This window comes from Haloarcula sp. Atlit-7R, assembly GCF_003666065.1.
Lineage (GTDB): Archaea > Halobacteriota > Halobacteria > Halobacteriales > Haloarculaceae > Haloarcula > Haloarcula taiwanensis.
Genome location: NZ_QXIK01000030.1, coordinates 1 through 11,592 on the forward strand (window position 1 = coordinate 1; position 11,592 = coordinate 11,592).

At 66.5% G+C, this 11,592-nt stretch carries 14 protein-coding genes; 12 read left to right on the top strand and 2 right to left on the bottom strand.

The window, feature by feature from the left end:
- The 5 genes from D3D01_RS24725 to D3D01_RS22240 all read left to right on the top strand — a co-directional run.
- On the top strand, window positions 1-188 hold a 188-nt coding region (locus tag D3D01_RS24725; protein ID WP_233563612.1), incomplete at its 5' end, for a hypothetical protein.
- Window positions 189-637: 449 nt separating this feature from the next.
- On the top strand, window positions 638-799 hold the full coding sequence (locus tag D3D01_RS22225; RefSeq protein ID WP_199725590.1) for a hypothetical protein: 162 nt from the start codon (window positions 638-640) through the stop codon (window positions 797-799).
- Window positions 792-986, top strand: coding sequence for a hypothetical protein (locus tag D3D01_RS22230; RefSeq protein ID WP_121513818.1), 195 nt, complete (start codon window positions 792-794; stop codon window positions 984-986). Before D3D01_RS22225 ends, D3D01_RS22230 begins: the two co-directional genes overlap by 8 nt.
- Window positions 976-1,668, top strand: coding sequence for a recombinase family protein (locus D3D01_RS22235; RefSeq protein WP_121513819.1), 693 nt, complete (start codon window positions 976-978; stop codon window positions 1,666-1,668). Before D3D01_RS22230 ends, D3D01_RS22235 begins: the two co-directional genes overlap by 11 nt.
- 1 nt (window position 1,669) lies before the next feature.
- Window positions 1,670-2,068, top strand: a complete 399-nt coding sequence (locus D3D01_RS22240) for a hypothetical protein (protein WP_121513820.1) — start codon at window positions 1,670-1,672, stop codon at window positions 2,066-2,068.
- Window positions 2,069-2,070: 2 nt separating this feature from the next.
- Here the strand turns inward: D3D01_RS22240 and D3D01_RS22245 are convergent, their stop codons facing one another.
- Window positions 2,071-2,664, bottom strand: a complete 594-nt coding sequence (locus D3D01_RS22245) for a winged helix-turn-helix domain-containing protein (RefSeq protein ID WP_121513821.1) — start codon at window positions 2,662-2,664, stop codon at window positions 2,071-2,073.
- A gap of 162 nt (window positions 2,665-2,826) precedes the next feature.
- Between D3D01_RS22245 and D3D01_RS22250 the strand changes: the two genes are divergently transcribed.
- From D3D01_RS22250 to D3D01_RS22265, 4 genes are all read left to right on the top strand, one after another.
- Window positions 2,827-3,174 carry a hypothetical protein gene (locus D3D01_RS22250; protein WP_121513822.1) on the top strand — a complete coding sequence of 116 codons (348 nt, stop codon included), beginning with the start codon at window positions 2,827-2,829 and terminating at the stop codon, window positions 3,172-3,174.
- Window positions 3,167-3,415: a hypothetical protein gene (locus D3D01_RS22255; RefSeq protein WP_121513823.1), complete on the top strand. Its 249-nt coding sequence runs from the start codon at window positions 3,167-3,169 to the stop codon at window positions 3,413-3,415. Before D3D01_RS22250 ends, D3D01_RS22255 begins: the two co-directional genes overlap by 8 nt.
- 53 nt (window positions 3,416-3,468) lie before the next feature.
- Window positions 3,469-3,750, top strand: a complete 282-nt coding sequence (locus D3D01_RS22260; RefSeq protein WP_121513824.1) for a hypothetical protein — start codon at window positions 3,469-3,471, stop codon at window positions 3,748-3,750.
- Window positions 3,751-4,063: 313 nt separating this feature from the next.
- Entirely contained in the window at window positions 4,064-4,747 is a 684-nt protein-coding gene (locus D3D01_RS22265) for a hypothetical protein (RefSeq protein ID WP_121513825.1), read from the top strand.
- Here D3D01_RS22265 and D3D01_RS22270 read toward each other — a convergent pair.
- A complete protein-coding gene (locus D3D01_RS22270; RefSeq protein ID WP_121513826.1) occupies window positions 4,744-5,493 on the bottom strand; it encodes a hypothetical protein in 750 nt (249 codons plus the stop codon). The two genes, D3D01_RS22265 and D3D01_RS22270, sit on opposite strands and share 4 nt — an antisense overlap.
- A gap of 83 nt (window positions 5,494-5,576) precedes the next feature.
- Here D3D01_RS22270 and D3D01_RS23845 point away from each other — a divergent pair, with 83 nt between their 5' ends.
- The 3 genes from D3D01_RS23845 to D3D01_RS22280 all read left to right on the top strand — a co-directional run.
- Window positions 5,577-5,747, top strand: coding sequence for a hypothetical protein (locus tag D3D01_RS23845; protein ID WP_158600558.1), 171 nt, complete (start codon window positions 5,577-5,579; stop codon window positions 5,745-5,747).
- Window positions 5,748-5,956: 209 nt separating this feature from the next.
- Window positions 5,957-6,169 (top strand): hypothetical protein, encoded by a 213-nt coding sequence (locus D3D01_RS22275; protein WP_121513827.1) that lies wholly within the window; start codon window positions 5,957-5,959, stop codon window positions 6,167-6,169.
- Window positions 6,170-6,433: 264 nt separating this feature from the next.
- On the top strand, window positions 6,434-11,592 hold a 5,159-nt coding region (locus D3D01_RS22280; protein ID WP_121513828.1), incomplete at its 3' end, for a hypothetical protein.

The following is an 11,592-nucleotide window of genomic DNA, read 5'->3' on the forward strand; positions in this document are numbered from 1 at the left end:
CCGATATCGACTCGCGAGCCGTCAGCGACGACCCCGGACGAGACTCACTAGGAGTGTACTATACGTGGTCTGTCCGGGTGTCGGGGGGTGACCCACGCGCTGCGCGGCACCGAACGGTCGGAAGTGCCCAGTTGCCAGCTCCCGGAGGCGGTGATCAGGCCGACGCGGCCTCCGCACCGCCGGGCTGACCCCGGCGGTTCCGGTGTTGCCCGCCCCTGTGGCCAGCCGCGCGTCTCGCCGGCGACCACGATCGTCCTTCTCACCTCACGCTCCCCCGCTCATCTGCCCCTATGATCGCTTCGTAGTGAATCTCGTAGCGAAACGCCCTATGAGATTCATAGTGAACCCCTATGAGATTCTGCCCCGTCAAGTATAACACCGGGGGTGAGGCCAGTAATGGTCAGCAGCGAGCAGCGAAGATCCTTTTCAGTAACCCTCGTCGACATCGAAGTGCGCCTCGCCCCGAGGGGAGGGCCGAGGGCAGCTCACCGATGGGAAGGTGGCTCAGACCGCGGAGAACTGAGGAGTGGGAACCTCGGTTCACTCAATGACTCTGGCGCTGTCTCAGAAGTCCAGATTTCGCACACCCCCCGTAGTAACGTTAGTTCTAATGGTCGTGGTAACGTTGTTGAGAGTGATGCCGAAAAAGACCACGACGCGGGTCTCACAGAACAGCAACGGCCAGTATCAGGTGACCATCCCGAAGGCGATGGGCGACGCCCTCGACCTCGCCGGCGAGGAGGTCGAGTGGGGTATCGAATCCTCGTCGAAACTCTCCCTCGAAAAGACCGATGAGTGACGACTGGGTGCTGATACAGGACTTCGACGCCGTCGACAGGGGCCACTCCCGACCTCGGTGGGAGTTCCAGCTCCTCGATACCGGGGAAACCGTCGCTCTCCGGGAGACTGACCCCATCACGGAGAACACGAGCATCAACTACGTGCCGGCGGAGGTGGTGGCAGAGGTGGCCGAACATGTCGAGTAGGGCTGTCGCGGTCATCCGGAAGTCACAGGGTGCCGACGACGACGTCGCGCTACAGCTCCAACGCGAGGAGGTGCCCGCGCTGGCCCACGACCTCGCGGAGGAGGTCGAGACCGTCGACCTCGGCGTTCACACCGGGTTTTCCGTACACACGAAGAGCGTCGACGACGAGCGAATCGACGCGCACCCGGAGGTCGAGGAGTTGCTCGCCGATCTCCGCTCCGGCGAGTACGACCACCTCGTCGCCTACGATGACACGCGGCTGGCCCGTGACCAGTTCTACTGGGAACTGAAGCGCGCGGCCACCCTCGGCGAGTGCGAGCTGGCTTTCGTCGAAGAGCCGCCCGAAGACGAGCTCACGTTCAGGGTGCAACGGGCAGTCGAGTCGGACGTGAAGCGCCGGGAGATTGAGAAGTCGCAGGCGGCCCTCGACGCCCGTGAGGAGAGGGGAGACGACCACGGCCGGCCGCCGTTCGGTCTCCGATTCGACGAGGACGGCCGCCGGTGGGTTCCTGACCGAGAGAGTGGGGAGTTCGCCACCGCCCTCGAGGTCGTTCGGTGCCGAGAGGAGGGACTGTCGTGGCGCGACGTCGAGGAAGAGACTGGCGTGAGCCGGTCGACTGCCCGCGGCATCTACGACCGCCGGGAGCGATACCTTCAGGAAGCAGAGGCGAGCGTTTCGTGATGTGACCCACGACGAGAGCGAGATCTCTCCGGTGCGGGCCGCGCGGCTACAGCAGAAGGCACGGAGGAAGTCGAATGGGCTGCAGAAGGTGTGGTGGTTCTTCGTCGGGATGCCCCCAGCGGAGACACTGGCCGAGCGGTTCGAGGCGGGGGAGTTGAAGGGGTCGGGAGGTGACGCCTCGGGTATGTCGAGTGAGTTAGACGAGATTCCGACCGTGCGCGACTACGATGTCCATTTCCGTCCAGTGGATGCCGGTGTCGCGCTCGAAGCCCTCGGGAAGTACGTGCAGGAGGCGGCTGAAGACAACCGCGGAGACGATGCGCGCCGGGCGTGTGAAGTGGCCGCCCGCGTCGGGTCAGACATGGAGTCAGGGATGCACCACGTCGGCAGGCACGAGTGACCTCACTCGCTTAGCGTCCAATCGCTCGCTCCTCGAGGCGGGCTCTCGACGTCGGGAATCGCGGCGAGACCGGGTTTCACGACCTTTCTCCACCACGCGCCCCTGTAGCGTTCTCCCGGTTCCAGATCCGGGACGTCGTAGCCGACTGGGTGCTCCGGCATCACCTCGCGGACGAACTCCCGCATCGTCCCCGACCCCTCCCGCTGTAGGTACTCGTAGGCCGCTCGGACGGCCTCGACGCACTCCTCGCGCTCGCGCCCGCCGGGGAAGTCCACGGCGTCAAGGGCGTCCTCGACGTTCGTCTCCCGCCGCTCCTCGCGGTCTACAGGCGAGGTCTCCGACGGGGGAGTCGTGGGCTCCTCGCGGCGCTGCTGGCCGTCCTCGTCGCCAACAGCAGGAGCGTTCTCCTCGACCAGTTCGTACAGGCCTCGGTCGACACGCGCGACGATGTCGTGCTCCCGAAGACGTCGGAGACGTTGCGAGACGTACTCCCGGCTGTAGTCGAGTTCCCGGGCGAGGATGCTGGGCGTGTTCCTTCCCTCTCGCAGGGTGTTGATGATGCTCTCGTCAGCGTCGTTGAGGTCGATACCGGCCATACTCTCACTTCTCGTTGTTCACGAGCAGTAGTTCACATTGCATAAGTCGTTATTCACTACCCGTAAGATTATACTGCCAAGCCGCCCATACCTCTGCGTAGCACGGGAACGGTCTCAGAAGGTGGCCGGGGCGTACCAGCGCCCTCGACCGTGTCGCCGACTATGACGACAGAAGACACTACCCGCCGAAGCGGGCAAGAAAGCACCGCCCCGACCATCACCGTCGACGTTGAGCTGACCGAGCCGCTCGCCGAGATGATCCAGCGGACGAGTGACGACGACGTCACCCTCTCCGAGTGGGTCACTGAAGCGGCCGAGCGCCGCCTCACCCTGTTCTCCGGCGCCGAGTTCCCGGCACCGGTTGACGTCCCCGACGAGGCCGCCGAGTTCGCGGAACTCCGGGCCGAGCACGCCCGGTTGAAAGGCAAAGACCCCGAGGACATCCACCTCATGGACTACGTGACCGAGCACGTCGATCTACAGTTCGACTACCCCGAAGACGATGAGTGAGAAGCCCTACAACCGCGAGTCACACCTCGAAGGCGCTCTCCGTCGGGTGTACTCCTCCCGTCGGACGCTCTCGCACCTCGACGCGGGCATACTGACGCCCGAACAGTTCGAGCAGGTTCGGGCGCTCACCGACGCGCTGGAGGCGCTGGAACAGGATATCGAGAAAACGCTCCTCGAGGAGCGACACGACGTCGACGACGACAAGGTGACACCGCTGCAGGGTGCCCGCGCCGACGACTGAACGCGGGCTTCAAAGTAGCCTTTTGACCCTGTAGCGGCTATGTACTGCCAGAAATGCCGAAGATAGAGGTTCCCCTTCTCGACGAGGACGCAGACGTTGACATCACAGACATCGGCCCCGGCGCCGAGACCGACCCGCCGGCGGACGTCCTTCTCCGCCGGCTCGAAGATGAGGGCGTGATGCGCTACGGGGAGCTGGTAGAACAGGACACGCTCCAAGTGCGGAAGACGCTCGATCGTCTCGAGACCGACGGGGCAATCGAGCGGTTCGCGGTCGGCGAACACATCATGGTGAAGCTTCTCGCGGACGACGTCGACGGCCTCACAGTGCGGTGAGGGGGATGGGTCTACCCCGTCTCTGACGGGTGGGCCCCCACCGTCTCGAAGTCAACGCCGTCTGTTGATTAGTTGACTCAGAATCAGTGATGGGGGCTACCCCCCAGACAGGGAATCGCAATACGGCGTCGACGTGGTGGGTCTCCCCCTGTGGGTACCCCCTCACCACAGAATCAACAGACGGCGTCAACGTGAGGTGGGTACCCCCCTACACTCAGTCTCTGAGATAGAGACCGAAATCGAAGGACGGCGTTGACGCGACTTAACGTCTGTTTCAAAACAGCCCTTTGAATTCTCAACGCTTAGTTAACCTATGGCCGAGATTTGTCCATACTGCAGTGAGGAGCAAAGTGCGCTCAAGAACCACGTCCGGCTGGCCTCAGGCGACGGCCACGGCCCGAGCGGTCAGTACCCGGACGACTTCGCTGACGGCTCCGGTCGGGACGACCCCGACCCCGGTGGTGGCGGCCTCGAGGCGGGGCTGGCTCTCGATGAGGACGTCGACGACGATCGTCCCGACCCGCCAGAGCCGGTCAACGACGGCGGCGGGGGGACGGTCACTGTCGAGGCCGTCGAGAACGCGGAGCCCAAGGAACCCCCGGAACAGGGCGAGGGGGCTGAGGAGTCAACGGACGTCGACGAAGACGAGGAAAGCATCGTCGCGATGCCTGAGACCGAGCTGAACACGATGCTCCGTGAGGCGGCTGCCAGCGCGGGAGAAGCCGCCGCCTCTGCTGGAGAGGCCGTCACCGGCGGTGAGGAGTCTCAGGAGTCCGAGGAGTCAACGGACGACAGCGACAGCACGTCGCTCGACGCCGAAACCGTGGCAAAGAAAGCCGACGAGGAGGGCTGGGGCCTCGGCGCCCTCGTTGCCCTGTTGCTGCTCTTCGCCCTCGCTGGTATCGCGTGGGCAAGTATCCAGAACGCGGCGGAAAACGCCCGACAGAAAGGCCAAGAGTTGGGTTCGGGCGTTGGCCAGTCAGTCGATTTCGTCTAATCCTCAGTCCCGTCGTCTGAGCCGCTCTCGTCAACGATTTCCCCCGTGTCAGGGTCGACTACCGGAGGAGAGTCGAAGGCAGGGCTCTGGTCTCCAACTCCGCCGACGATCTCCCGATTGCCTGTCTCCTCGTCGATCCGGTTCGCCGTCGCAGAGTCGAGAAGGTGGAGGTCGCCCTCCTCGAGGCGCCCCTCGCGGACGAGGACGCCGATCTCCGTGGGCGTGAGAGTGTGGCCCTCGCCCGTGCGCAGCTGGCGCTCGACGCGCTCGACGTTGAACCCCTTGCGAACCGTGATGTCGACGTCGATCCCGGCGTCAACCTCACCGCCGGCGTAGTAGGTGATGTCGTCGTCGCGCCGGTCGTTCTCGGCGTTGCTGATAGCTTGCGCGACCGTCTGTTCGAACCATTCGAGATCTCCGTCGAGGTGCAGGTACAGCCAGCGGATGAGCGTCGAGAGCGACGACCGGAGTTCGGCCTCGTCCATCGCGTCGAAGAGCTTCTCGTCGTCGCGCTCCTCGAGGAACGTCAGGTACGTCAGATCCTTCAGGCCGTTTTCGAGGCGCTCCCGGATGGTCGCCTTCCGCTTCGTTGTCGTCTGTTTGTGTTCGTACTCGAGAACCCCCCAGAGGAACCGGCGGTCGACGTCGGTCAACGCTCCTCGAGGGCGCTCGCGATGCTCCTCCCAGTAATCGTCGTCGGCCATCAGCTCTCTGATCGCCTCGCGCGGAGTCGGTGGGTCACTCATACGTAAGTCAGGTTCCGGCTTACCCCAAAATCGGCTCGCGGGGAAATATACTTACCGCATGCTTGCAAAGTGGGGGCCATAGGATGAGTAAAGCGAGCGAAACGCGGATTCCCTGCTCCGAGGACACCCGCGCCGCGATCAAGGAGGTCAAGGACGACGGCGAGACCTACGACCTCCTGCTCCGGCGTATGTTGGCTCAGTACGAGCCCCAGCCCGTCCTCGACCGCTCAGAGCGCGAACGAGCGGCGGAGTAGGGACTCAGAAGCGTAGTATCACCGACGCCGTCAGCCTCCGTGTACTGTGGCAGGTCTCGAGGCCGGCGGCGCCGTGAGAAGCGCACCGGGAAGGGCACGCGACTGTGCCTCGGACTTCGGCGTCCGGGGTCAAATGGGTTTCGCCCGGCGTAAGGCGGAACCCGACTTACGTCCCCTTCTCGGTGCGCCCCCAGAACGAGCGCACCACGATGTCAGCTGAACCCGACGCAAGCACCACCACGACCGAAGCACAGACGACCCCGTCACTCGAGAGCCACGCCGCCGTCGCGACCGCTGCCGACGTCTGCGGCGCTCTCGGGTGCCGGCAAGATGACGATCTCCGGCCAGCCGAGCACCCCGAGCGGGGGACGCGTGTCCTCTGCCCAGCTCACCGCCGCGACTACTTGCGGAGTAAGCCGTGACCCGCCTTACCCCCTCGGGCGAGCCGCTTATCCGAACGACGATGAAAGCCGCAGCTACCTCTCCGACAGTTGAACAGATGAAAGAAACCACGGGACGAGCCCGTGGTGACGACGGCCCACGGTTCCTGAGCCGTCCGTCGTCGCCCCGATCTACTCGTCTGCCGCCCGTAAACCCTCGGCCTCGCCGGGGGGTAGCGGGTCGATCTACCGCACCGTCAGCTAACCGAACCGAGCTTCTGGCCGCCGAACAGGCGGGTGGTGCCGATGTCTGAGACGTCCCTCTCCCGTGAGCAGTGGGAGACGGTCGTCGACGAGGCCTCGCCCGCGACCTTCGGTGAGCTCGTCGCCGTCCTCGAGGAGCGCGACTACGTGCCGGGTGACCCGGCTTCGCTCGTCGAGGCTGGTGTCGAGAACGGCCCGCTCGTCGTCACCGACGATAGCGGGAGTTTCGCCGTCTACAGCCTCGAAACACCTGATACCTCCGACGAGGAGGCCCGCGGAGCGGCTGCTGTCGACGCAAACCCCGGGGTTGACGACGACGAATCCGGTGCTTCTCACTCGGATAGTCGCGTGAACGCACGTCCCGAGGCTGCGGACGCCCTCGAGGACGCTATCGACTTCCTTCACGAGCAGCTCGACCGCGAGGTCGACTTCCCCGAGGCCGATGTCGACACGCCGCGCGAGTACTTCCGCGAGGTGCGCGGCTGGGACGACGAGACGATCGACGAGAAGCGGCTGGGCTGGGCACCGGGCAACCGGACAGCACTTCTCGACCACCTGATGAGCGCCGGCTACGAGCGCGAGGCGATTCTCGGCACCGGTCTGTTCTGGGAGAACGGGCTCGCTCCCGTCTGGCAGGGGCGGCTCGTCTTCCCCTACCTCGCCGACGGGCGCCCGACGTTCGCTATCTCACGACGGTTAGGCGACGACGGACACCCCGCCGACACCGCCGGCGTGTACGGGGAGGACGACTCTCCCGCGAAGTACCACAAGATACCCGGACAGGACTGTGCCGCCGTTGAGGAGCCCATCTACGGTGTCGACACTCTCGAAGACGGCGGCGACGTCCTCATCACCGAGGGCATCGCCGACGCTATCACGGCCAACGAGGCGGGCTACGCCTGTCTCTCGCCGGTCACCACGACGTTCAAGCACGACGACCGCGAGCGGCTCCTCGCGCTCCTCGAAGAACGCGATGTCGGGCGCGTGTACGTCGTGCAGGACGCCGAGAGCCCGACGTCTGACCTCACCGAGGACGCCGACGGTTGGGCCGCTCTCAACATCGAGCAGCACGGCGAGGGTATCAAGGGCGCCGCCACCACCGCGGGCTACCTCGCCGATCGGGGTGTCGACGCACGGATCGGAGAGCTGCCCCAGCCGGGGTCGGAGAAGGTCGACCTCGACGACTACCTCCGCGGGTGGGCGGACACGCTCGCGCCTATCCTCGCGTCCGCGGTGCCAGCGGAGCAACACCCGGCCTACGACCCCCGGAAGGCGGCGATTGAAGCCGCCGAGCGAGAGCGAGAGAGCGTCGAGGAGCGCGCAGGCGACGACGACACCGCCCTGTTTGACCTCGACTTTGTCGACGTCGCCGGTGTCAGCGAGGACTACCGTGGTACCAACCCGCTGGGTCACCACGGGAACTCGGAGAACTACTTCACCGTCCTCGGCAGGGGCGAAATCGGCTTCGACCACAAGCACAAAATCGGGTACAACGGCCTCACGTACCTCCTCGTCGACGCCGGCGAACGCCGGTCGGCCTCTCCCAACGGCCCCGTCGACGATGACGAACTCCTCGCGGCGTGGGTTCACGCGAAGCGCGAGGGGTACCTCGCGAACGACGACCCCATCCCCCACGCCGCTCTCCGGCACCTCGTCGTCGACCACGGTCTCTGCAACAGGGACGACCTCGGCAACGGGTGGCGGATTCCCCAGCACGCGTACAACGCTGGCCTCGACCTCCTCGAGGACGAGTACGGCGTGGCTCCCGGCCGCGAACCCCTCACGAACGGGAGGACTGACGCCGAGAGCGACCCCGAGGAGCTGAAGAAACTCAACGTCACCCTCGACCCCGAGGTCGCGTGGCGGGCCGCTGAAGCTGTCCACCCCGACGAACTCGGCACCGATGCCGACGTCCCGATCACCGACGACGGAACCGGGTGGGAGTGTCCGCGCTGCGGCGGCCAGATGGACGTCGTTCGGGCGGCGGGCATCGACGCCGGTATCGTCCGCGACTGCTCGGCGCCGCTGCGGGACGACGACTACTCCCGCGCCTACGAGCACGCCCGGCGCGGTCTCGACGCCCCCCTCCCCGAGTACGTTAACCGTGAGACGGCCACCGAGCGGTGGGACATCGTCAGCGGAGCGATTCGCCAGCTCGAGTTCGGTCACCTCGACGAGGACGCGCTCGAGAGCGAGGTCACCGGCCGGGGCGACGACGTCGACGGCGAGGGCCAGCTGACGCTCTCCCCCGCGTGGCGTGACTCCGACAGCGGAGAGTCCGTACTCGTGTTCCGGAGCGGCGTTGTCTACGAAGCTCACCCCGACCACGAGGGCGCCCTCGACGTCCTCAGGTTCGTGGCGCTAGACGCCGGCGTCGTCAGCTGGGAGGAGTTCACCGACGAGGACTACGTCCTCTCCGGGGAGACCTTCCGCGACGCGTACGAGACCGCGCGCGAGTATGGCGCACCCCTCCCGAACTGGCAGGGGACGGACGCTTACCACACCGCTGTTCTCCCGCCTGTCGACGCGCTCGTCGAGGAGGACGTCGGGAACGACGACCGCCTCACTGCTGCCTACGATGCCGTGGCCGACCTCTACACCGAGGCCGCTGAGACCGGCGGGGCGTCTCTGCTCCGCGTTCTGCCGGGGCTCGGGAAGACCGAGCAGGTGTTCCGACACGCCACTGACCACCCCGTCCTCTACACCGCCGGGAGAAAGGAGTTGATGCAGGACGGCGTCAACCGGGCGGAGGAGAACGGCGCGTCGTCGTTCATACTCCCGGTTTTCGCCGAGAACGGCCTCCCGACTGTTGTCACCGACACCGCCGAGGCCGTCGTCCGTGAGAACGGGCAGAAGCTTCTCCGCGACCGGTGGAGCCTCGTCGACCGCGTCGAGAAGCAACTCCCCGACGGCGAGGAGCTTCGCAAGCCCGAGGAGTACGACGGCGCCGGCGAGGACGAGGTGGTACTCGACCGCGAGAGCTGTCCCGTCGCCGACGGTGACTACGGTCTCGATTGGTGGATCGCCGTTCACGCCGCCCGAGCGCGGGGGTACCGGCCTCAACAGATTCACTCGAACGCCGCGGCGCTCTTCGGTGCCGAACTCCCGTGTTGCGAGGACGAGAGCTGTCCATACACCGAGGCGTGGGAGACTGCGACCGACCCCGACGCCCCGATAGACGTCCTCATCGGCCACTACACGCACGCCCACGTTGAGGGCGCTCGCACCTATTCAGTCCGGGAGAACGGCCGCGTCCGGAAGGAACCCCGCGTCGTCGCCGTCGACGAGTTCCCCGGCGAGGCCTTCCAGCGCGAGTTCGGCGAGGAGTTCCCCGACCTCGCGGCGTGGCTGGCTACCTCGCTGCGGGAGGACGTCAACGACCGGCAGGACGTCCTCACCAAGGCCGGAGACCTCTGGAACGACGAGACCGTCCGCGAGTGGCTCGACGACGACGGTAGCAGCGAGGAGCACGGCCGCATCGCCACCGTCCTCGGCGCCGCCGAGGCGGCCCTCGACGCCCTCGAGACCGCCGAGTGGCTCCTCGAGGAGCGCCGCGACGCCTGTAGCGACCTCGGCGTCGAGGATGCCCTCGAGCGTCTCGTCGACGCGCATCCCGAGTTCGATGCCGGCGCCGTCACCAGCGTGACGGCCGCGATCTCCTCTGCGCTCACTGACGACGACAACCGTGGGGGTCACACGAACACCAGCGGTCAGCTGAACGACCTCGCCGACCGACTCCGCGAGGTGCAGCTGGCCGGAGCGAGTCTCGACGAGGATCTCTCCGACGCCCTCGGCGACGCGTCTCACGTCGACGGTGCCCTCGCCAGCCTCGTCGGCGAAGCCGTCGACGGCTTCCGTGAGCGCGACGACGGGGGCCGGCGTCGTCTTGAAGCCGCACGCACCGCGCTACAGGGCGGCCCTGACGGGTGCGAGGCGCTCGCGATGCACGCCGACGACGGGAACGCCCACCCACTGGCGCACGCGCTGCTGTACGCACTGCTGGCCCCAGAGGATGCCGACGACGTTGCGACCGTCCGGGCGTCGAACTTCAACTTCGGTGCTGAGGAGGACACTCGCCTCTCGTCGGTCGGGTACCGGAAATCACGCGTAGTGATCGACCGGAACCACCACGGCGCCGTCATCAACCATCCGCCCGCGCTCACCGCCGGCGGCGCCGAGAACCCCACCGTCGGCCTCGACGCGACCGGCCGGGACACGCTCTGGGAGCTGGCACTCGGGCGCGAGGTGACGACCCGCGACATCCACGACTCGATGCGCGAGCGGAGGGAGTTCCTCCGGGAGGTGTACGGGCTGCAGATGGTGCAGACGTCGCCTCACGCCAACTCGTACGAGGGTGACCCCTCGGGCAAAAACTTCGACGACGACGTCGAACTCGTCAACGAGGTCGCCGAGCAGTACAGCGACACCGTCGGGGAGAACCCCGCCGTCCTCACCACGAAGGTCGTTGAGAACACGCTCGAGGAGCGCCTCGACGGCGTCGCCTCGGCGACCGGCCACTACGGCGACCTGAAGGGGTCGAATGCCCTCGCCGATCACCGGCTGGCCGTGCTCCTCGGGTGCCAGCACTACGGCGACCACGTCGTCGAGCGGTGGGCTGCCCTCGGCGGAGAGGAAGCCGCCCGAACCGGGCACGGAATGGCCCTCGATTACAACTCGCCCGTCGCGAACACGGCGCTGCAGCACATGCGGGAGGATCAGGTGATGCAGGCCGCACTCCGGTTCGGGCGCGACTCGGACGGCGCCCTCGTGTTCGCCCACACCGGCGCGCTGCGGGACGACCTTCCCGTCGTCGCCGACGGCGAGGTCGTGCGCACCTTCAGCGAGCAGGCTCAGGCTATCGCGAGGGCCGCCGGCGACCTCGCCCGGAGGGCCCGGTTCACCACCTCCGACGTCGCCGAGCGCATCGACGGGTTCGACCCCGACCCGCGAACCGTGCGGCGTGTCCTTTCCGAGCTGGCCGACTTCGGCTACCTCGAGAAGGAGGAGACGCCCAACGGGTACGCCAACGAGTTCAGCGTCGAGGCAGAACCGGGCGCTGCAGAGGTCGAACTGCCCGATATCGACTCGCGAGCCGTCAGCGACGACCCCGGACGAGACTCACTAGGAGTGTACTATACGTGGTCTGTCCGGGTGTCGGGGGGTGACCCACGCGCTGCGCGGCACCGAACGGTCGGAAGTGC